The organism is Shinella sp. JR1-6 (assembly GCF_004284735.1).
Classification (GTDB): Bacteria; Pseudomonadota; Alphaproteobacteria; order Rhizobiales; family Rhizobiaceae; genus Shinella.
In genome coordinates this window covers 40,022-58,832 of the sequence record NZ_SHMI01000028.1, presented here as the reverse complement: position 1 = coordinate 58,832, position 18,811 = coordinate 40,022, and the positions used below count along the sequence as shown (strand labels likewise).

At 61.4% G+C, this 18,811-nt stretch carries 25 protein-coding genes; 7 read left to right on the top strand and 18 right to left on the bottom strand.

The features are described 5' to 3' along the window. Positions 1–494: zinc-binding dehydrogenase (locus EXZ48_RS29050; RefSeq protein WP_165909456.1), on the top strand; the 494-nt coding region annotated here is incomplete at its 5' end. A gap of 473 nt (positions 495–967) precedes the next feature. Here EXZ48_RS29050 and EXZ48_RS29045 read toward each other — a convergent pair. The 8 genes from EXZ48_RS29045 to EXZ48_RS29015 all read right to left on the bottom strand — a co-directional run bounded on the left by EXZ48_RS29045 (position 968) and on the right by EXZ48_RS29015 (position 5,024). Continuing rightward, entirely contained in the window at positions 968–1,699 is a 732-nt protein-coding gene (locus EXZ48_RS29045; protein WP_130520326.1) for a Crp/Fnr family transcriptional regulator, read from the bottom strand. Positions 1,700–1,893: 194 nt separating this feature from the next. After that, the gene (locus EXZ48_RS29040) at positions 1,894–2,490 is read right to left on the bottom strand and encodes a general stress protein (RefSeq protein WP_130520316.1); all 597 of its coding nucleotides are present in this window, start codon (positions 2,488–2,490) and stop codon (positions 1,894–1,896) included. Positions 2,491–2,502: 12 nt separating this feature from the next. Beyond that, positions 2,503–2,820, bottom strand: coding sequence for a PepSY domain-containing protein (locus EXZ48_RS29035; RefSeq protein ID WP_130520314.1), 318 nt, complete (start codon positions 2,818–2,820; stop codon positions 2,503–2,505). A gap of 210 nt (positions 2,821–3,030) precedes the next feature. After that, on the bottom strand, positions 3,031–3,207 hold the full coding sequence (locus tag EXZ48_RS35065; RefSeq protein ID WP_165909453.1) for a hypothetical protein: 177 nt from the start codon (positions 3,205–3,207) through the stop codon (positions 3,031–3,033). A gap of 29 nt (positions 3,208–3,236) precedes the next feature. Next, positions 3,237–3,530 carry a hypothetical protein gene (locus EXZ48_RS29030; RefSeq protein WP_130520312.1) on the bottom strand — a complete coding sequence of 98 codons (294 nt, stop codon included), beginning with the start codon at positions 3,528–3,530 and terminating at the stop codon, positions 3,237–3,239. 70 nt (positions 3,531–3,600) lie between these two features. After that, on the bottom strand, positions 3,601–3,831 hold the full coding sequence (locus EXZ48_RS29025; protein WP_130520310.1) for a hypothetical protein: 231 nt from the start codon (positions 3,829–3,831) through the stop codon (positions 3,601–3,603). Positions 3,832–3,921: 90 nt separating this feature from the next. Continuing rightward, complete coding sequence (locus EXZ48_RS29020) at positions 3,922–4,416, bottom strand: BON domain-containing protein (protein ID WP_130520308.1); 495 nt, start codon at positions 4,414–4,416, stop codon at positions 3,922–3,924. Positions 4,417–4,511: 95 nt separating this feature from the next. Continuing rightward, positions 4,512–5,024, bottom strand: a complete 513-nt coding sequence (locus tag EXZ48_RS29015; protein WP_130520306.1) for a sigma-70 family RNA polymerase sigma factor — start codon at positions 5,022–5,024, stop codon at positions 4,512–4,514. 139 nt (positions 5,025–5,163) lie between these two features. Between EXZ48_RS29015 and EXZ48_RS29010 the strand changes: the two genes are divergently transcribed. After that, positions 5,164–5,394, top strand: coding sequence for a hypothetical protein (locus EXZ48_RS29010; protein WP_023514017.1), 231 nt, complete (start codon positions 5,164–5,166; stop codon positions 5,392–5,394). Here EXZ48_RS29010 and EXZ48_RS29005 read toward each other — a convergent pair. Both EXZ48_RS29005 and EXZ48_RS29000 read right to left on the bottom strand, forming a co-directional pair. Then, positions 5,387–6,118 (bottom strand): Crp/Fnr family transcriptional regulator, encoded by a 732-nt coding sequence (locus EXZ48_RS29005; protein ID WP_130520304.1) that lies wholly within the window; start codon positions 6,116–6,118, stop codon positions 5,387–5,389. The genes EXZ48_RS29010 and EXZ48_RS29005 overlap by 8 nt on opposite strands. Positions 6,119–6,355: 237 nt before the next feature. Further along, complete coding sequence (locus tag EXZ48_RS29000; RefSeq protein WP_024271519.1) at positions 6,356–6,604, bottom strand: hypothetical protein; 249 nt, start codon at positions 6,602–6,604, stop codon at positions 6,356–6,358. 375 nt (positions 6,605–6,979) lie between these two features. Between EXZ48_RS29000 and EXZ48_RS28995 the strand changes: the two genes are divergently transcribed. After that, complete coding sequence (locus tag EXZ48_RS28995; RefSeq protein WP_130520302.1) at positions 6,980–7,162, top strand: hypothetical protein; 183 nt, start codon at positions 6,980–6,982, stop codon at positions 7,160–7,162. 87 nt (positions 7,163–7,249) lie between these two features. Further along, a complete protein-coding gene (locus EXZ48_RS28990) occupies positions 7,250–7,750 on the top strand; it encodes a ferritin-like domain-containing protein (protein WP_130520300.1) in 501 nt (166 codons plus the stop codon). Positions 7,751–7,914: 164 nt separating this feature from the next. Here the strand turns inward: EXZ48_RS28990 and EXZ48_RS28985 are convergent, their stop codons facing one another. The 4 genes from EXZ48_RS28985 to EXZ48_RS28965 form a co-directional block, all read right to left on the bottom strand. Further along, positions 7,915–8,880, bottom strand: a complete 966-nt coding sequence (locus tag EXZ48_RS28985; protein WP_165909455.1) for an SDR family oxidoreductase — start codon at positions 8,878–8,880, stop codon at positions 7,915–7,917. 11 nt (positions 8,881–8,891) lie between these two features. Then, a complete protein-coding gene (locus EXZ48_RS35990; protein WP_371260171.1) occupies positions 8,892–9,638 on the bottom strand; it encodes a hypothetical protein in 747 nt (248 codons plus the stop codon). Positions 9,639–9,648: 10 nt separating this feature from the next. Continuing rightward, entirely contained in the window at positions 9,649–9,912 is a 264-nt protein-coding gene (locus tag EXZ48_RS28970) for a hypothetical protein (RefSeq protein WP_130520298.1), read from the bottom strand. Between the two features lie 149 nt (positions 9,913–10,061). Further along, entirely contained in the window at positions 10,062–10,349 is a 288-nt protein-coding gene (locus EXZ48_RS28965; RefSeq protein WP_088016589.1) for a DUF2934 domain-containing protein, read from the bottom strand. A 264-nt stretch (positions 10,350–10,613) separates the two neighbouring features. Here EXZ48_RS28965 and EXZ48_RS28960 point away from each other — a divergent pair, with 264 nt between their 5' ends. After that, positions 10,614–12,563 carry a PAS domain-containing sensor histidine kinase gene (locus EXZ48_RS28960; RefSeq protein WP_130520322.1) on the top strand — a complete coding sequence of 650 codons (1,950 nt, stop codon included), beginning with the start codon at positions 10,614–10,616 and terminating at the stop codon, positions 12,561–12,563. A 97-nt stretch (positions 12,564–12,660) separates the two neighbouring features. After that, positions 12,661–14,199, top strand: coding sequence for a sensor histidine kinase (locus EXZ48_RS28955; protein ID WP_130520296.1), 1,539 nt, complete (start codon positions 12,661–12,663; stop codon positions 14,197–14,199). A gap of 9 nt (positions 14,200–14,208) precedes the next feature. Here the strand turns inward: EXZ48_RS28955 and EXZ48_RS28950 are convergent, their stop codons facing one another. Genes EXZ48_RS28950 through EXZ48_RS28940 form a run of 3 tightly spaced genes read right to left on the bottom strand, consistent with a single transcriptional unit; the run spans position 14,209 to position 16,190 of the window. Beyond that, a complete protein-coding gene (locus EXZ48_RS28950) occupies positions 14,209–14,751 on the bottom strand; it encodes a DNA-3-methyladenine glycosylase (RefSeq protein WP_130520294.1) in 543 nt (180 codons plus the stop codon). Positions 14,752–14,778: 27 nt separating this feature from the next. Continuing rightward, positions 14,779–15,465: a DUF72 domain-containing protein gene (locus tag EXZ48_RS28945; protein WP_371261796.1), complete on the bottom strand. Its 687-nt coding sequence runs from the start codon at positions 15,463–15,465 to the stop codon at positions 14,779–14,781. Continuing rightward, positions 15,465–16,190 carry an endonuclease/exonuclease/phosphatase family protein gene (locus EXZ48_RS28940; protein ID WP_130520291.1) on the bottom strand — a complete coding sequence of 242 codons (726 nt, stop codon included), beginning with the start codon at positions 16,188–16,190 and terminating at the stop codon, positions 15,465–15,467. Before EXZ48_RS28940 ends, EXZ48_RS28945 begins: the two co-directional genes overlap by 1 nt. Before the next feature lie 85 nt (positions 16,191–16,275). Between EXZ48_RS28940 and EXZ48_RS28935 the strand changes: the two genes are divergently transcribed. Then, entirely contained in the window at positions 16,276–17,208 is a 933-nt protein-coding gene (locus EXZ48_RS28935) for a lysylphosphatidylglycerol synthase domain-containing protein (RefSeq protein ID WP_130520289.1), read from the top strand. On the opposite strand, the gene EXZ48_RS28930 is transcribed toward EXZ48_RS28935, so the two are convergent. Beyond that, positions 17,106–18,680 carry a phospholipase D-like domain-containing protein gene (locus EXZ48_RS28930; protein WP_050746727.1) on the bottom strand — a complete coding sequence of 525 codons (1,575 nt, stop codon included), beginning with the start codon at positions 18,678–18,680 and terminating at the stop codon, positions 17,106–17,108. The genes EXZ48_RS28935 and EXZ48_RS28930 overlap by 103 nt on opposite strands. Positions 18,681–18,811 lie beyond the last annotated feature (131 nt).

The following is an 18,811-nucleotide window of genomic DNA, read 5'->3' as shown; positions in this document are numbered from 1 at the left end:
CCCGGCGGTCTCAGGCCGGCGCCGCAGTGGCCGACTTTTGCTCCGCCCCGTGGCCGGTTTTTACTCCGCCGTTGACAGATCTCGCGCTCGAATTCGGCGCAACGCATATCGTCTCCGAACGCGGAGAAGACGGCGTTGCCCGCATCAAGGACCTGACGGACGGCGTGGGCGCGGACTCCGTGCTCGAATGCGTCGGCACGCAGGAATCGATGTCGCAAGCAATCGCCGCCGCCCGCCCCGGCGGCTCGATCGGCTTCGTCGGCGTGCCGCATGGCGTATCGCTTGACGGCCAACAGCTGTTCTTCGCCCAGAAGAACCTGCTCGGCGGCCCCGCGCCGGTGCGCCGCTTCCTGCCGCATCTGATCGACCTGGTGATGAGCCGGAAGATCAATCCCGGCCGGGTCTTCGACCTCAAACTCCCCTTGCAGGACGTCGCCGAGGGCTATCGCGCCATGGACGAGCGACGGGCTATCAAGACGCTACTGCGGCTATAATCTTCGCTGCTTCGCGTCAGTCCGCCGCAATTGGATCAGCAAAAGGATATACGCATATAAAGCGTTGAAGAGATACGAACCGATGCCCCTGCCATACCTCCAGAACACATCGATCTTAAACTGCAAATAGGTCGCGGTAGCTGTTCGACGGGGCCGGCCCGCCAATCCCCATGATCCGACTTCTGGCCGGAGCGTTCACGGGCAACTGCAGAATCTTTGCGCGCTCGATCCGGCTATGAATATTCACTCACGCAAAGATTGCTGTTGCGCCCACGACAAACAGGATAGCGCAAGAACAAGCTATGCCGGCGATTGGTCTTGCTCTTCGCCAGCGCGGCAATGCAAAGCAGGGCGTAGTACGCCAGATTTAGGCCGGCCCATGGCAAGAGATGACTGCGGGCCGAACGTCCGCAAAACGCGTTGCAAATTTGCACTAGCTCATAATCTAAACGAACTCTCCTCCGGATTGCTTGTCACTTCACCTTTTCCGACGATAAATCACTCATCAAACGCCGATATTCCGCTTCGGGTCGACCATAGCAATCATGTGCGAAAGCCTCGAGGGCCAAGCGATCGCGGATGACGACACTGCCCCGCAGTGAGCGGATGAGGCCTTCGCCTTCCAGGACGTGGAGCGCGGTCGTCACACTGGGGCGCCTGACGCCGAGGAGCACCGAGAGGAGTTCGTGCGTTACGGCCATCTCATCGCTGCGGGAGCGGTCGTGGCACATGAGAAGCCAGCGGGCGAGGCGCGCGTTGACGTCATGCACCGCGTTCGAGACCGCCGTGTGCGCCAGTTGAACGGCGAACCCCTCCATCGACCGGTTCATGATTTGCACGAAAGGTTTGCTCTGGTCCATCCAGCGACGGAAATCATCGAACTCCATGCTGTAGCCTTCGGCATCGAGCTGAACCGTGACGTCGTAGGAACTGATCCGCGCACCGGTGACCGCGGCAGTCGGGATATATCCGTCGAAGCCGAAGATACCGGCTTCTGCGCGCCGCCCGAGCGGCGTCATGATCACCACAGACCCTATACCGGAGGTCAGGAAATGCACTGCGTCGATCGGCTTGTCACGATGCGCCAGTGGCGTGCCCTTTGGAAAGACATTGTGTGTCAGATCCGGCGCCAGCATCTGGAAATCGATTTCCGGCAGAAGCTGCAGGAGATTGTTGAGGGGCGCTGAGCGCAATGGGGCGGTCATGTTCACGCCTCCAGTTTCTGGCCGAGGCTTGTTTCGGCGCGTCCGGCTTCCAGAGATAATGGAACGAATTTACGCCTTCTCGCCGCCCTGGCAAGGGCGGGCAAGAACCGGGCACACTGATCGACGGGATATAAGGATGGCCGGTCCGCAGCTCGCGGACCGGCCTTCTTCAAACCGAGAAATACGGTTTGCAATCAGCGCCGATAACGCAGACGCTCCTGCTCGATTTCTGCGGGTCCGTAGGGATCGAGCGTTTCGTCGAAGCGCGTCCAACCCTGTTCGGTATAGGCCGCGCGCCGCTCGACCGGATCGACCCAGTTCGACTGGCGCAGAACCGCCTCGGCTTCCGCATAGAGGTTCTCCTCGACCCGGGCGGTTACAAGCGTGCCGCCGCGGCGCACGCCTTCCGCATAGACATGGGCATGCTCCTCCGGCACGCCGGATTCCGTCATTGCACCGATGATGCCGCCTGCCGCGCCCCCCGCGACCGCACCTGCGGCAGCGCCGGCCGCGGTTGCGGCAAGCCAGCCGGCGGCGACCACCGGACCGACACCCGGTATGGCCATAATGCCAAGGCCGGTCAGGAGGCCACCGACGCCGCCGACGGCTGCACCGATCCCGGCACCCGTTCCGGCGCCTTCGGCGGCATTCGTGTCACCGGTCTGCCGTTCGTCCACGTTGTTCGAGACGATGCTGATGTCATCCGAGGGGATACCCCTTGCTTCGAGGGCGCGGACAGCGGCGCGTGCATCGGAGTAGTCGTCAAAAAGTCCGGTAGCGGTTTTTTTCATGGAAATATCCTCTTAGTTGGCGACGATGTTACCCTGGTAGTCGAGCGCGACGTTGACGGACTTTCCGTCCTTCATCGCGGTACCGCGCCAGACGCCCTTGTCGTCGAGCGCGAGCCCGGTGACGTCGGCATAGCCCGCTTCGACGATGCGCTCCCTGGCCTGTTCCTCGGTGAAGCTGTTTGCGCCTTCGACCGGCGCAGTGGCGTTCTTGTCGTCCGGGGTCGCGATCGCCGGGGTGTCGCCATCGGTGGCAGGGGCCGTGGAGCTCTGGGCGAAGGCGCCAAGGGTCGATGCGCCGACAAATGCAGCGGCGAGCAAAAGCTTTTTCATGATGTCTCCTCGTGTTCAGCCGTTGAAGGCAAGGAGCAAACCGGGATACGGGCGTTTGGTTCCGCGTTGCTTTTGAGATTTCTTAAAATAACTTCAGGCTGATGCCGGATTTTTCACTTGGCGCGAGCCGGCAGCAACACCGTCCAGCCCATAGGACAAACGTGCCCCGCCGACCTGTTTCATTCGGCGAGGCCCAACGGGCTTTCCAGGTCAGCGAAGGCCAGTCTGTTTGGCCGGTTCGTCGTTCTCGTCGGGGTTCGGATTGGGCTCCTCATCGGGCAGGTACTCGGGCTCCGGCTCCTTGATCGGCGGGCTTGGCTCGCCAATGGGCGGCAGGTCGGGAACCGGATTCGGGCCGGGGCCGGGTTCGGTCGGAATAATAGCCATGGGAAACTCCTTACTGGTTTTACCGGCCCCTATTGCGCCTTGACATTGCGCGCGCCGGCATGGCGGAAGGCCTGTTCGGCCTTGAGAAGATCGAAACGCGCGATATCGGCGGAAACGCGGATTTCGCCGTGGAGCGGCGCGTCGGCGCGGGTGGCGTCACCGCCGGAAGGCGCTGTGCCAGCCGTATTTTCCTCCGTATCGGGCTCCTCGAACACATCGGTACGGGCAATTCCGCATTGCTGTACGAGATGCTCGACGGCGCGGTCGGCGGCCTCTCGGGTCGCGAATGTTGCCCACATGGTTTTCGTGCTGTCATCGGACATTGCACCTTCTCCTCTTCTTCAGAGATCAGGTTTGCAACGCGGCAATGGAGCGATGGTTCAGAACAGAGCGCTAGGCGCTATCCCGCGTGTAGAACATGCGGGCAGAGGCCTCGATGATGGAGCGATGCTTAACGGGGTCGAACGTGACGGCGGGGAATGTCTCGAAGAGATACTTGGCAAAGCTCTCCCTCGCCTCCTCCGACGCATCGAACCAGGGTTGCGAGGTGAGTTCATCGAAGACCGACTTCAATGCGCCCAATTCGTCCGGCTCGAAAGTCCCCTTGGAAGTGTAGCTGCCCACGCCCGCCTCCTCTGTGCGACAGGCATGAGTCTAGGTCCGTATAGGTGCGATTCAAAGCGGTATCATGGTACGAAATCGTACGGAGAAACTTCAATCCGTCACGTCGCGAGGCAAATGGCTGTCCACACCCCGCGCAAGAGGCCCGCCAGCCTCGACGTCACGCACCCCTTTCACACGGCGCAGGAAGCCGATGAGGTGGCGGCGGTCCTCTTCACTATCGACGGCGCCGTCGAGCACCGCGACGCCGTCGCGGATCGTGAGCTCAAGCGTTGCAAGATCGACCCTGTCGTCGTCTTCGAGCGCCTCCATGATGCGCGCCTCGAGATCGTCGTCGCCGATGAAATCGCCCGTTTCATCTGCAAACGACAGTGGCGCGCCGTTGACGTCCCGCGCGGCGGGATCACGCGCGATCGCGACACCCTCGTTGTCCAGCTGATCCAGATCAGCGCCGGGGCTTGCGTAAGGCAAGTTGTGCGCGGCTCGACGTGCATCGTCATCGTCCGGATAGGGCCAGCCGTCACGAGTGTCCCGCTCCTCGTAGTCTCGAAAATCCTCCTTACGAGATACTGTCTTGCGATCGGCCATCGTCTTGCTCCGCGGTTTGATCTGGGAATGATGACAGCCAACCGCTCAGACCGGCCTTTGTTCCAGAGAACAGCCGCGACCGCGCCGCTATTTCGTCATTGCGCCCCGGGGCGGCCGATGTCGTCTTCGAGCATCTTGCGCGCACGGTTGACCCTGCTTTTCACCGTGCCGATCTCGCAGTCGCACAGCCGTGCGGTATCGATGTAGCTAACGCCCATCGCCACGAGCAGCAACGTACGGCGCGAGCGCGGCGGAAGGCGACGCAGGGCGCAGCGCAGTTCGCTGCGGCGAACCGCCCATTCCTGCGGCGGCATGATGCTCGCCCGCTCTAGCAGGCCGTCGTCCAGTCCGACAGGCTCCCGGCAGCGGCGGCGATATTCTGTGTTGAAGCTATTGCGCATGATCGTGAAGAGCCACGAGCGGAGTTTTGTATTGGGGTGAAACTGATGCGAGGACCGAAGCGCCCGCATCACCGTTTCCTGGATCAGGTCCTCCCGGTCGCTCGCCGAACGGGTCAACTGCTGGGCGAAGCGCCTCAGCGCGGGCAGCTGGGCTTCTATGCCGGCGTAGACCGTCTGAGAAACGGGTTCGGATACCAAGGCGTCCATTCATTCCTCCATTTCGAAGGAAACGAGACGGGCCCGCGGAGGTTGCCGTACGATAGCGTACAGATGGGACTGGAAAGAAAATGGAACACTTGGCGGCTTCGCCAGTCCCTATGGGAGCAATGACGCTGCGAGGCGATCCATGACCCACTACTTCTTCCACATCTGCAGCCGAACGGAACGGATCGAAGACCGGGAGGGTGCGGATTTCGATACGCTGGACGCCGCCCTCGCTGAGGCCCGTCTTGCAGCGCGCGAGATTCTGGCCGAGGATTTGCGAAAGGGGCACGTCGATGAAACGCGTCTCTTCGAAATCGTCGATGAACGGGGGGAGCTGATGGCGCAGGTGCCCTTCAAGGAAGCGATCAGCTAGCCGGCCGCGAGACGACGGCGCCGATGAGCCGCTCGTATTCCTTTTCGCATTCGCCATAAGCGTCGCGCGCAAAGGCTTCCAGGCCAGCCCGGTTACGCACGCTGACGACGCCGCGCTCGGAGTAGATGAGCTTCTTGCCCTCCAGCACATGAAGCGCCGTCGTCACGCTGGGGCGTCGCACGGCGAGCATGATCGACATGAATTCGTGCGTCAGGCTGATATCCGAACCGTCCACCCGGTCGTGGCACATCAATATCCATCGGGCGAGCCGTTCGTCGATATGGTGCACGGCATTGGAAAGCGCGGTATAGGCCTGCTGGACAGCCAGTGCCTGCGTGTAGCGCGCAAGCAGCCTTTGAACCTCGCGATCTTCCGTCAAAACCGCTTTTAAGTCTGCAACGGGAAGACGGTAAGCCTGGCCTTGCATCTGCATGTGGATAGAGAATGGGTCGGCGTCGACATCAAGGACCGCCGATACCGGACACATGCCGTCCCTTCCGATGATCCCGATTTCGCTACGCTGCCCCTCCGGCGAGCGGATGACGACGGATGCAATGCCGCTCTCGAAGAAATAGGCGTGTTCCATCGGCTGATGGGGACAAGACAGCTGATACGAACGGGGGAGATCGACGCACTCCAATTGCGCGGCGAACCGCTGCAGGCTCGCTTCCGCTAAACGCCGTAACAGGGTGTTTCGAAACCTGCCCTGCCATACGTCATCCATCCAACGATCCCATGCGGTTAAGCGACCGCATATCCGCCAGAGGCTTCGGTCTTCCTAAAGTCAATGGCTGTCCATCTATGACCATAAAATCGGCGAGACAACCCAGAGTCTGGCGTCGGTACGGAAGCGGACAGAGGAACGGAAATGTGTGCGCTGGTCGGCATGGGCCGCGAAGATGCCACGCCGGTTTTCGCCTGCGGTGAGTGACCGCGTCGGCGAAAGGGCCTGCCCCCGCTGTCACACCTCCTGGGCGCCGTGCGGGATCGCTTCGAGAACCAGCCGGAAGGTGACGATGGGCACGCGGTTGGCATCCTGCAATTCGACGGAAATACTGTCCACCGGCTCATTCGGCAAACCATCGATGGCCATCTCGGCAAGAAGCGTCCTTGCCTCGTCCTTGGCCTTTTCCATATCCGCGAATTCGAAACCGCGATCAGGCTGCAGTACGCCGTCCTGATCCTGGATCTTGAAATAATACCGTTCCATTGCCGCCTCCCGGATTGAGAAGACAATGGCAAAGCGGGGCAAACGTTCCGTAACCGAGCACGCCGCGCAAAGGATAGGGCGGCCAACGCTCGGGGGAGCTTTGGCAACGAAGGACTTGAGGCCTCCGCCCAATCGCCAAACGGCAACTGCGCCCTCCCTTGCGGGAGAGCGGAATGTGTCACGACGAAGAGGCGAGATGAAGCGGTGTGCCGGCTTATGCCGGCTCCGTACGAAACCGTACCGACCCGCCGAATTGCAGCACCTTTCGGTTGGACAGAAGCCGGAAAATGTACGGTTCCGTACAAATACTCAGCCGGCAGGAACATCCCCTTCCCCAATTCATTTGCGTGACACCACCAGCGGGGGAGCGACGTCATGCAACATCTCGACAAGAAGCGTTCGAAACCATCCGTCAAAGTGTTCGACGTCATCGCGTACTGCCGATCGCACAACATCGATGAGCGGGAGACCAGAAAGCTCGTGCTCATTGTCGGCCGTTTTGCGAGCAGGCTTGAAATCCAGATGAATCTTACGAAACGGCCTGCGCGCTTCCGATAGCGCTTTGTCCGGCACCCGGAACAATCACGGAAAGCACTTGATGAAACCGGAGCTGATCAACGGCTCATTCCAAGCGAGGAGATTGAAATGCCCACGAAAACAATGGAGGACCTCTTCTGCGATGGGGTCAAGGATATCTATTACGCCGAACGCAAGATCGTCGCGGCGCTCAAGAAGATGATCCGCGGCGCCAAGGCCGAAGAGTTGAAGTCCGCGTTTGACAAACACCTGCAGGAAACGGAAGACCAGATCGAGCGCCTCGTTCAGGTGTTCGAAATCCTCGGCAAGCCTGCCCGCGGCAAAACCTGTCCGGCCATCGACGGCATCCTCGAAGAAGGTCAGGAGATCCTGGAGGAATTCAAGGAATCGCCTGCGCTCGACGCCGGTCTGCTGGCAGCCGCACAGGCCGTCGAGCACTACGAAATCGCCCGCTACGGCACCCTGAAGTCATGGGCCCTGCAGCTGGGGCACAAGGATGTCGCCCAGCTGCTCGAACAGACACTTTCGGAAGAAATGAAAACCGACCAGGCGCTGAGCCAACTCGCCGAAACGAAGGTGAACCGCGAAGGCAAGGCCAACGCTGCCTGAACGCGCGGGGTGGGCAGTTCGGTTGAAAAAATGCAGGAACCGCCCACCGCTTCATTGCGCAAGACCCTACTTCAAACAAAGGCTCCCGCGCTCGACGGGGGCCTCAATGCGCAGACAACATCCTTTGAAAGTTGTTTCCAGGTATCGGCCTGGTACCTGGCTGCTCAATAGCCGCCAATGATGGGGAGCACCTCGCCGGTGATGTAGCTGGAGCACTGCGGCGACGCGAGGAAGACATAGGCCGGGGCCAACTCCTCAGGTTGGGCAGGTCGTTTCATCGGCGTGTTAGCGCCGAATTTTGCAACGTCCGCCGCCTCCTTGTCCGAAGGGTTGAGCGGCGTCCACACCGGTCCCGGCGCTACGGCATTGACACGGATACCGCGCGGCACGAGCTGGCCGGCGAGCGAACGCGTAAAGGCATGAATGCCGCCCTTGGTGGTGGAATAGTCTAAGAGGTCTTTCGACCCTTTAAGACCGGTAACGGAGCCGGTGTTGATGATCGCTGACCCGGGCTTCATATGCGGTACCGCCGCCTGCGCCATGAAGAAGTAGCCGTAAAGGTTGGTCTTCAGTGTCTCGTCGAAATGCTCTTCGGAAAGATCGACGATGTCCCTGCTGTGAACCTGGAAGGCGGCATTGTTGACGAGAATATCGAGGCGGCCGAGATCCTTGACCACGCACTTTACCGTATCGGCGCAAAACGCCTTGTCCTTGACGTCGCCGGCAAAGGCGATGCAGCGCTGCCCTTCCGCCTCCACGGCAGCGATCGTCTCCTTGGCGTCGTTTCCTTCCGCAAGATGGGCGATCGCGACATCCGCACCTTCTCGGGCAAAGAGGACCGCAACCGCTCGTCCGATGCCGGAATCCCCGCCCGTAATCAGCGCCACCCTACCCTTAAGCTTCTCCGAGCCCTTGTAGAAGGGCGCGTCGTACATCGGTTGTGGGTCGAGCTTCGCCTCATCACCCGGCTTAGGCTGATGCTGCTTGGGAAAGGGAGGGACAGGATAGAGGCGCGCGCCGGCCTGCATGGCCTGCGGCTTCTCGACCTCTCCTTTGTGGTCAGCCTCCGCGACCTCTGCCTGAATATCACGCTGTTTCGCCGCTGTACGGGCGGTTTGACTGCGGGCCACGGCCGGTCTCCTCAAATCTCGGTTGGGCGAATGTTATCGACGCGGACAGTGCCGGCGACGACCTCGCGCGGTCCGTCGACCGAATATGAGGGGTTACGCTCGTCAACCACCGTGTAGAGCTTTTCGTTGCGAAACGCGCTCGAAGAAGTCGTGGAGTTGCCGTCCCCTGGCAGGGCATCAATTTCCATATAGTCGAGCTCGGCTTCCGCGGCCACAACACGCGCATCACCACTCGAGCGGGCGCGCACAACCACTTCGCCGTGATTGGGTGCAATGTCCCATTTGGTGTCCGTCGCGGAAGCGATCGGAACCAGCCGGAAGAGCTTCAGCTCTTCAGGATCGGAATAGTTGGGGACGGGCGTCGGCATATCCTGGCGCGGAGCATTTTCGTCGAAACCCACGGACCAGTCCTGGCTGGGCGTTTCCACACCCGGCGGTGTGCGATGTATTGTGGCATCGTCGCTGCCCGTGATGACGCGCGGCTTCGCGCTGGATACGCCGTCATTGGTCCGGCCCGCCTGCGAAACCTTGAATTGCGGCACCGCATCGGCATGAATGATTTTTTCGCGGCCAGTCTGCGCCGAGACAACGCTATCTGCGCCCGGCATCACGCGAGGAGCAACCGGCACAACCTGATCGTCCTGCTCGCGATACGCGCCTTCTGTCTCCCGGCGGCCTCGGTCATGCAGCGCTTGATCACCCGTGACTTCGCCAGCCAGTTGTTTGAAATAGCCGGAAATCTTGTCGATCATACCCATCGTTTCATCCTCATGTCATGGTTTCGAGGCGCGCTATCGCAGCCTTGAGAATTCTCCTGATCTCGTCATCCGCGATCTGCTGGGCGGCAAAGGCCGTATCGGGCTCCACGCCCGGATCCTCCTGATGGTCGATGACCGTCTCGTTATCTCGCGCCATGGCAATCAGGGCGTCGCGCGCTTCGGGAATCGAGCCGAGGATCGAAACGAGTTCGACAAGCAGCCGTCGGTGCGCGTTGATCCTGCCTTCCAGATGGGCTGATGTTTCGCCGGACATGCACGCCTCCCGAGCTAGAACGCAAACGGGAGGGGTGAACGATTGTTCCATTTGTTGCCGCGGATGCGCGCAACCGGAACAGAGCCAATCCTCGCAGGGCCGCCATTTTACGTCCCGGTGGCGGCCGGTCTGCACCGGTCCCGCGCAAGCTACGGCCCTTCCGTGCGCTTGATCTTCCGGCGCGCCGGCTCTTTCCCGGTCGTGATCACGACCTCATCTGTGGCGGCAGCCGGCACTGCTTCGACAGCGCCTGCATTACCGCCGGCTCTCTCGCCCAGCACGGAAAATCCCCTGAAGGGACCTGCCGGCTTGTGTTCCTCATCAAACTCCGACTCGGCGATGAGCCAATGCCGCAGCTCGCCACGTGGCGGACACCCTTCAGCCTGCCAGATTTCATAAGCGCGTCGGCGAATTTGTTCGGGCTTATGCATGGTCATGAAAACTCCTTTTTGGACGGCGTGGCAGAGCCGACGCTTCGCCTTGGCAATAGGCAAGGGCCGCCTGCTCCCGCTTCTGCATGAAGGTTGTGAAATCCATCGCTTCCTCCGTGAACTAGAAGGCGGAAACGGTCGGCGACACGGAATGTTTCAATCCCTTTGGCTCCAATGCTGCACAGGCCTTCGGAGCACGAAAAAGTATCGGGGCCGCGGAACCTTTCCCAACCTTCCACGTTGATGCAGTTGGCTTTGGTGGGGGACAGCATGAATGGGGATGGGGCATCGGCCCTTGTCGGTGAAGACCGGTACAAGCTGCTGGTTGATGCGATCACGGATTATGCCATCTACATGCTGGATCGGCAGGGCAATATCGTCAGCTGGAATGCCGGTGCGAGCCGCTTCAAGGGGTATGAGGCGAAAGAGGTGCTTGGCACGCATTTCTCCCGCTTTTACCGTTCCGACGATCGAGACAGGGGTCTTCCCTCGTTGGCCTTGAAACATGCCGCTGAAGAAGGCCGCTTTGAAGGTGAAGGCTGGAGGGTGCGCAAGGATGGATCCGAATTCTGGGCGCATGTCATCGTCGATGCCATACGCGATAACGGCGGCGATCTTATCGGCTTCGCGAAGATCACCCGCGACCTGACAGAGAGGAAACAGGCCGAGGAACAGCTTCGCAAGACGGAGCAGCAGTTCCGCCTTCTCGTGCAGGGCGTCACGGATTACGCGATTTACATGATGGATGCCGACGGTCACGTCTCGAGCTGGAATGCCGGCGCGGAACGCATCAAGGGCTACCGGCCGGATGAGATCATCGGCAAGCACTTATCCAACTTCTTTCCTGAACAGGACAGGCTTGCCGGCATTCCACAGCTGGCGCTCGAAACCGCGCGGCGGGATGGCCGGTATGAGTCGGAAGGCTGGCGGCTGAGGAAGGACGGAACACGCTTCTGGGCCAACGCCGTCATTGACGCTATACGCAGCGACGACGGTTCACTGATCGGCTTTGCGAAGATCACGCGCGACATAACGGAAAAACGCGATGCGCAACAGGCGCTCGAACTGGCGAGAGAAGAGCTTTTCCAGGCGCAGAAGATGGAGGCTCTCGGCCAGCTGACCGGCGGCGTCGCCCACGACTTCAACAACCTGCTGATGGCGGTTCAGGCGAGCCTCGATCTTCTGAAACGACGCATCTCACCCACGCCCGAGGCCCAGTCCCTGATCGACAATGCCTTGCAGGCGACGCGACGCGGAGCATCGCTGACTCAACGGTTGCTTGCCTTTTCCCGCCGTCAGGATCTGGATTTCGAACCCGTCGATCTCTGGGTGCTCATTCGCGGCATGACGGACATGCTGCAACGGTCCATCGGCCCGGCGGTCGTCGTCGAAACACATTTTCCGCTGAATCTGCCTTCGGTGCGAACCGACCCCAACCAGATGGTGAACGCCCTCCTCAATCTGGCGATCAACGCACGCGATGCAATGCCGGAGGGTGGCCGCCTGCTCATCGGCGCGCGGCTGGAGACCCATGCGCACAAAGCCCATCCCGAGCTGCGGGAGAAAGCCTATCTCTGCCTCTACATCCAGGATGAGGGACATGGCATGGACCCGGACACGCTGAAGAACGCCACCGCGCCGTTCTTTACGACGAAGGGCGTCGGCAAAGGCACCGGGCTTGGGCTCTCCATGGTGCAGGGCCTGATGGCGCAGTCCAGCGGCAAGCTGGTGCTTCACTCCGTCGAAGGCGCAGGCACGACAGCTGAACTGTGGCTCCCGATCGCTGAGGCCGGCGTGGAGGAAAAGCAGGAGGAGCATACTGTACCACCTCCGTTTCCGGACAAGGTCGATGCGCTTAGCGTGCTTGCCGTCGATGACGATCCGCTTGTGCTGATGAACACTGTGATGATGCTGGAAGATATGGGCCATAGCGTCTGCGAGGCCAGCTCGGGTACCAAGGCCCTTACGTTCCTCGCCGAACGGAACATCGACCTCATCGTCACCGATCAGGCCATGCCGCAGATGACCGGTTCCCAACTTGCCGACATCGTGCGGGAACGCTGGCCGGGCATCCCGATCGTGCTCGCCACGGGCTATTCGGAACTGCCGCCTGAGGCCCGCGCCGATCTGCTTCGCCTGTCGAAGCCCTTCGGCGAGCGGCAACTGGAAGATATCATAAAGCGGGCCATGTCCGGCGACACCAGGCTATCGAGGCGATAGGTACGGTAGATGACCGACCACGGTCGGCTTTACGAAAGGCGGGACAGAACTCAACCTTCCGGCTAAGGTTGACCGACGCACTTGGGGAATAGTGGTGTTGCGCGGGCTGAACATCCATTTCACGCTGGCGAGGGCGGCTGCGATGATCATCATCGCCATGTTCGTCTCGTTGCTCCTGATGCTCGGCCTGTGGCTCAACACAAGCTACCGGGACGCCGTTCGCCGCACCGAGGAGCGGGCCATTGCAGCCTCAAAGATCGTCGCAAGCAATGTTTCGCTGCTCGATTCCCTCGCGCGACAAGCCCTCCAGCGCATCGACGAGACGCTCGGCGAAAGCCTCACGCCACAGGCCTCCGCCACCGTGCGCAACATCAATGAGGCGGTCGCGGACCTGCCTGGTCAGGTGAAAGCCTATGTGGTCGACGAGAAGGGTACTACCCTCTATTCGACCGATCCCATGGTGAAGCCGATCAACATCGTCGACCGGCCCTATTTTTCGGATTTGGCGAAGGGCGCGAAACAGCACATTTCGAGCCTGCTGATCAGCCGCCTCAACGGCGAACAGATTTTTGCCTTCAGCCGCAGGCTGGAGCGAAACGGCCGCTTCGCCGGCGCCGCCGTCGTTTCCTTCGAGGTTGGTGCGGTTCTCGCCGATGTCTGGGAGGCGGTGAATCTCGGCCCGAACTCCACCGTCAGTTTCGTGCGTTCCGATGGCCAGCTCGTCGCGCGCTATCCGCTCGCCGACGGACCGCTCGACATGAGCAAATACGTGCTGTTCACGGACTACCTCATCAACACGCAGGATGGCACCTACGAGGCCATCTCGCCGGTCGATGGCGCCCACCGCATCGTCGCCTATCGAACTGTCGACGGTACCCGGCTGATCGCGCTCGCTTCGGCTGACCACGATTTCGGCATCCAGCGATTCTGGCGGGATGTGACGGTAGCAATCTCGGTACTGGTCCTCGCCAGCGTCAGCCTGCTGGCCGCCGGCCAGTGGATTCGTCATCTGCGGCGGCGCGAAGCCGCCCAGTCCCAATTGCTGCAAAATGCCATCGCGGAAAACCAGCTGCTCCTTCGCGAGATACACCATCGCGTCAAGAACAACCTGCAGGCCGTCCAGAGCATCATCCAGCTTCAGCGTCTGCCAGCGGAAATCCAGCGGTCGCTTGCTGACCGCATCTCCTCCATGGTCGCGGTGCACGAGCAGATCTACCGGCACGACGAATTCTCCCGCCTCTGCGCACGGGACCTCATAGCCTCCGTTGTCGAGAAGCTTGTAAGCGCCTATGGCGCTGCCGTTACCGTGGACTACGACATCGACGAGATCGCCGTCTCCACCGACAATGCGACCCCACTCGCTTTGCTGATCAGCGAACTTCTGACCAATATCCTGAAATATGCCTTTACCGATGGCCGCGAGGGAAGAATTTCCATCGCGCTCAAGTCAATCGGGGAGCGCCGCGCCCGCCTCACGGTGCGAGACAACGGCGTCGGCTTCGATCCGCAGACCATGCAACAGGGCATGGGAAGCCGCCTGATCAGAGGCGTCGTCAATCAGTTGAACGGCACCCACACCTTCGACGGAAGTGATGGAACGACTTTCACCGCCGAGCTTGATATCGTGGAATCGTAGGAGCGTGGCTCAAGTCGGGCGGCTCAGATAACGCGATCCCCTGACGGCGAAGCGCCATGGGCGCTCGGCAGCCTTGGTGATGCCGATACGCACACCACTTATCAAAGCAGGCACGTCGGAGGAAGCCTCCAGGGAAAAAGGATCGGCAAGAACCGACAACCCGTTCATTTCCCCGGTGATGGCCAGCGCCTTGCACAGATTGCCCGGCCCAGCACACAGCTTGCGTGCCTCGCCGACTGCCCGCCGCGCCATCATCGTCTCCAGCCCGTGTGTCGGTTCGAGCGCGCGAATGAGCACGGCGCTGCCGCGCTCGCACACGATATTGAAGCACCAGTGCAGGCCATAGGAGCGATAGACGTAGGCCCGTCCCGGCGCCCCGAACATCGCCGCGTTCCAAGTCGTATGCCCGCGAAAACTGTGTGATGCCTCGTCGTCCTGCCTATAGGCTTCCGTTTCAACGATGAGCCCGCCGACGCCATCGACCAGCAGACGCGCGCCGAGAAGATCGGCAGCGACGGCAACCACGTCGCGCGCAAAGAAATGTTCATCCATCCCGCCGGCCCGCCATGTAATCCCGCATCACCAGTGCACTTTCGATGGCGGCGCCCGAGGCCGTGTTGTCGAAGACGCACCAGCTCTCCGCACCGAATTGATCGGCGATGCGACGGATGTCGGCATCGTCGTAGCTGGAGTGATTAATTTGGGTCGTGCCGTGCAACGGGACATATTCCGGCGCCTCACGAAAATCGGATACGGGCCATACGGGCGCGGATCGGCCAGAACACGACCGATAGCGTATTTCTGAAGAAGCACGCGGGCGGGTGCGGACGCCCAGCTTTTATGGCGAGGCTCGAGCACGAGCGGGCCGGTAAAAATGCGGCGCATGGCCGAGAAAGCCTCTTCGGCTTCGGCGGCGTCGAATCTGAGGCTCGGCGGCAATTGGCACAGCAAAGGGCCAAGTTTTCCCTCCAGCACAGAAATCTCGTCCACGAATACATCGAAGAGCGGGCCGATGTTCCGTAGGCGCGCCTCATGCGTGATATCGCGCGGTATTTTCACTGCGAAAAGAAAATGCGCTAGCACCGCACTTGCCCAGCGCACGAACGTCTTCTTCTGGTGATGGCGATAGAAGGTCGAGTTGATCTCGACGCCGTTGAAGACGGCGGCATAGCGTTCGAGGCCACTGCCCGTCTTTGGAAAACGGCCCGCGACCGTCTTGGGGATCGACCAAGCGGCTGTTGCGATGAAAGGCCCATTGTGCCGCATCACGCGATCTCCAGGTCCGCACAGAGCGGCAGGTGGTCGGATGCCCGGCGGGCGAGTGGTGTGTCGTGGACGAAGGTCCGGCGAACGGAAATCCCCTCACCGATGAAGATATGGTCGATGCGCAGCAGCGGCAGGCGGGAGGGAAAGGTTGAGACGGGCCGGCCGCCGGCATCTATCTGCACATCCCGAAAGCGCCGCGCGAGCATGCGATAGGACGGCGAGCGCGAGACCGCGTTGAAATCACCGGCAAGGATGACGCGCGCATCCTCCGCCATCGGCGCCCCCAGCCATCCCGGCCCGATCAGAGCTTCGGTCTGGCGTACACGTTCGGCGCCAAGCAGGCCAAGATGGGTGACGAAAATCTGTAGTACTACGTCACCGACGGGCACCTCCACCCACAGGGCGCCCCGCGGCTCGCCGCGCGAGGGAAGCCCATCGGCCTTGACGAGACGTGTCGGCAGCGCCGTCAGCAGCGCGTCGCCATAACGCTCCTCCTCTAGGTGCAGCGCGGGATGGAAGTGCGAGGCCATGCTGAGATGGTTGGCGATGGTCTGCGCTTGATCGACCCCGCCGCTGCGCGCCCGCGCGACGTCCACCTCCTGCAAAGCAACGATATCGGGCTCACATTCGGCTATGACCTCGGCGATGCGCCCGGGATCGAGTTTCCGATCCGTGCCGAAGCAACTGTGCACATTGTACGTCATGATCCTCAGCTGCCTGCCCATGCCTTCCTCTCGTCGTTTCTGACGTTTCGGGAACACAAAAGCTCCGTTTTCGTTCCGCTTCGACTGACCGGGAAGGATGCGCCACATGAAACGAACCCATATCCTCCACGCGCTCGTCGCCCTTGCGGCACTCGCCGCGGGATTGTTGATCTACCGGACGCTGGCGCAATATTCCTGGGGCGATATCCGCACCTCCCTCTCCGCCATTCCCAAGGGAAACTTCGCCCTGGCGCTCGCCTTCGCGGCCTGCTCCTATCTCTGCCTCACGGTCTTCGACTTTCTGGCGCTGCGCTATGTCGGCAAGCCGCTTTCCTATCCGCGCGCCGCGCTCGCCTCCTTCACCAGCCTTGCCATCGGCCACAATGTGGGCGTCGCGGCGCTCAGCAGCGGCGCGGTGCGTTACCGTTTCTATTCTCGTTGGGGTCTCGATAACGAGGAGATCGCCAAGCTGATCGTTTTTTGCGGTGCGACCGTCGGGCTCGGGCTGATCACGCTGGCCGGGTTCTGCCTCATCCTGCTTCCCGGCACCGCGGGAAAGATCGCCGGGCTCGGAACCACCGCATCCGCCACGCTGGGCATGGTCTGCCTTGCGCTCGGAGCTACCTATCTGGCGCTTGCCGCTTTCCTGCGCGGTGAGCTGAGGATTCGTAGCTGGCGTTTCGCACTGCCGCCGCTGCACCTCGCGGCGCTGCAGATCCTCATCGGTACGGTCAACTTCGCCTTTGTCGCCGCCTGTCTACACCAGCTTCTGAACGGAGAAGCCAGCTACATGGAAACGACCGCCGCCTACGTGGTGGGCAATCTTACGGCACTGGTGAGCCATGTGCCCGGCGGGCTCGGTGTGCTGGAAGCGACAGTCGGTTTCCTGCTCGGCGGATCAGCCTCCATCGGTGCGATGATCGCCTTCCGCGTCATCTATTTCTTTATTCCGCTTCCGCTCGGGCTGCTCTCGCTGCTCGCCAACGAGACTTTTCTGGGATCAAGCACCGACGCCGGTTTGCGCAAGGGCGCAAGCTGACGGCTCAAGAAGCTTTGCACCGCGCCGGCCAAGGCCGAGAATGGCCACCAGGGGGCGACAGGGTCCACAAGGCCGGTTCCCACGACCGGCGCAACCGCTCCCTTGCCCCCCGCATCGCGGAAAGGCCGCAACCCGCGCTCACGGGTGTTGAGCGCATCGATCGTCCGACCCAACATGCCTTGCGCGCGAACCGCGCAAGCGAAGATGGCCGGATCGATATCGAGGTGCTCGGCAAGCAGACGGTCCCGCAGCGCGAGAATGCCACCGCGCTCGGCATCGGAACGGGCTTCAATTGCAATATCGAGCTCGGTATCCAGCCCCTCGCTGCGCTGGTTGAGGTTGGACGAGCCGACACGCAGGAAGGTGTCGTCGACGATCACCAGCTTGGAGTGGATAACAATCTCCTGTTCCGTTCCATCGGGCTTCGGCACGACAGGGTAGAAGGCGCGCATGCGACCGTGTTTGTCACACTGGCTGAGGCGGCGGATGAAGCGGTCGCGGTTCGCGCCGAGCACGAGGCGCTCGATGGTGCCGTGCGAACTCAGCGTCGAAATGACGACCACCTCCGGCCCATTCGGCTCGGCAAGCCGCGCGCACAGCACGTCGCAGACCCGGTTTGACGCGAAATACTGACTCTCGATATAGATATGGCGCCGTGCCGCCTTGAGCGCCGCGACTGTCAGGTCCATTGCCTCGGTTACGGCGGCGTGTCCACGAACGGCAGGCTCCGTGCGTGCGAAGGCGACCTCGACGTTCGTCATCATATCTGTCGTGCCTTTGAGACAGATTTGCGTCTGAGACGCCACCGCCGGAACGGTCACGTCCGTAGCAAAAAGCCAGCGGCGGCGGGCGATATCTCCCGCAAGACGCGCCGCATCGCCCTCAAGCGCCACCTGCATGTCGTGCACCGGTTCATAAGGCTTGCCAGAGGGAAGCTTGCGCCTGGGATCGTCGACAAGGTGATCGCTAGTATCCCAACGCTTGGCTGTGAGATCGATACCGCCGACGAAGGCGACCGTATCGTCGACGACGACGAGCTTCTGGTGATGCGAGCCGCGGATCGGATGGCGGCTATCGAAGGCGAGCACGATGCGCGGATGGGAGGACCAGCGCCGCTTGCGAAACATTTTCAGCGATTTGCCGGAATAGACCGGCCCCATGGCCCAGACGAGCACCCGGACGGTCAGCTCCGGCCGCTCCTCCACGAGCCGCAGCAAAAAAGCGCCGAGCGTCAGGGACTGCGGCACTCCGGGTTGCATCGGAATATCTGGATTGAAATCCCAACCGACGATCCAGACTTCCCGGCGCGCCTGTTCCAGAACGCCTTCCAGTACATTGAAATAGGCCTGTCCATCGACGAGCACGGCGAGGCGGTCGGCCGTCGCCGTGCTCCAGGCATTCTCTCCGGGCCTGATGATCGGGGCACTGATATCGATATCGGGAACGAGCAACGTGTCCAATTCGTTTCGCACTCTCTGCCGCCTTGTCTGGTTTGCCTCTGCAGCGCGGAAATTCGCGGCATCGGCTTTGGTTCCGCGCTTCTCACTGGCATCGGAACATTTGGCGACTGCCCGCATTGCCTTCGCTTTGAAGCGGGAGAACG

Excerpts from the sequence above, each read along its gene's own strand:
- EXZ48_RS29045 (WP_130520326.1), bottom strand. The coding sequence starts at position 1,699 with ATGACCGCCCCATTGCGCTCAGCGCCCCTCAACAATCTCCTGCAGCTT.
- EXZ48_RS29040 (WP_130520316.1), bottom strand. The coding sequence starts at position 2,490 with ATGAAAAAAACCGCTACCGGACTTTTTGACGACTACTCCGATGCACGC.
- EXZ48_RS29035 (WP_130520314.1), bottom strand. The coding sequence starts at position 2,820 with ATGAAAAAGCTTTTGCTCGCCGCTGCATTTGTCGGCGCATCGACCCTT.
- EXZ48_RS35065 (WP_165909453.1), bottom strand. The coding sequence starts at position 3,207 with ATGGCTATTATTCCGACCGAACCCGGCCCCGGCCCGAATCCGGTTCCC.
- EXZ48_RS29030 (WP_130520312.1), bottom strand. The coding sequence starts at position 3,530 with ATGTCCGATGACAGCACGAAAACCATGTGGGCAACATTCGCGACCCGA.
- EXZ48_RS29020 (WP_130520308.1), bottom strand. The coding sequence starts at position 4,416 with ATGGCCGATCGCAAGACAGTATCTCGTAAGGAGGATTTTCGAGACTAC.
- EXZ48_RS29015 (WP_130520306.1), bottom strand. The coding sequence starts at position 5,024 with ATGGACGCCTTGGTATCCGAACCCGTTTCTCAGACGGTCTACGCCGGC.
- EXZ48_RS29010 (WP_023514017.1), top strand. The coding sequence starts at position 5,164 with ATGACCCACTACTTCTTCCACATCTGCAGCCGAACGGAACGGATCGAA.
- EXZ48_RS29005 (WP_130520304.1), bottom strand. The coding sequence starts at position 6,118 with ATGGATGACGTATGGCAGGGCAGGTTTCGAAACACCCTGTTACGGCGT.
- EXZ48_RS29000 (WP_024271519.1), bottom strand. The coding sequence starts at position 6,604 with ATGGAACGGTATTATTTCAAGATCCAGGATCAGGACGGCGTACTGCAG.
- EXZ48_RS28995 (WP_130520302.1), top strand. The coding sequence starts at position 6,980 with ATGCAACATCTCGACAAGAAGCGTTCGAAACCATCCGTCAAAGTGTTC.
- EXZ48_RS28990 (WP_130520300.1), top strand. The coding sequence starts at position 7,250 with ATGCCCACGAAAACAATGGAGGACCTCTTCTGCGATGGGGTCAAGGAT.
- EXZ48_RS35990 (WP_371260171.1), bottom strand. The coding sequence starts at position 9,638 with ATGGGTATGATCGACAAGATTTCCGGCTATTTCAAACAACTGGCTGGC.
- EXZ48_RS28970 (WP_130520298.1), bottom strand. The coding sequence starts at position 9,912 with ATGTCCGGCGAAACATCAGCCCATCTGGAAGGCAGGATCAACGCGCAC.
- EXZ48_RS28965 (WP_088016589.1), bottom strand. The coding sequence starts at position 10,349 with ATGACCATGCATAAGCCCGAACAAATTCGCCGACGCGCTTATGAAATC.
- EXZ48_RS28960 (WP_130520322.1), top strand. The coding sequence starts at position 10,614 with ATGAATGGGGATGGGGCATCGGCCCTTGTCGGTGAAGACCGGTACAAG.
- EXZ48_RS28950 (WP_130520294.1), bottom strand. The coding sequence starts at position 14,751 with ATGGATGAACATTTCTTTGCGCGCGACGTGGTTGCCGTCGCTGCCGAT.
- EXZ48_RS28945 (WP_371261796.1), bottom strand. The coding sequence starts at position 15,465 with ATGCGGCACAATGGGCCTTTCATCGCAACAGCCGCTTGGTCGATCCCC.
- EXZ48_RS28940 (WP_130520291.1), bottom strand. The coding sequence starts at position 16,190 with ATGGGCAGGCAGCTGAGGATCATGACGTACAATGTGCACAGTTGCTTC.
- EXZ48_RS28935 (WP_130520289.1), top strand. The coding sequence starts at position 16,276 with ATGAAACGAACCCATATCCTCCACGCGCTCGTCGCCCTTGCGGCACTC.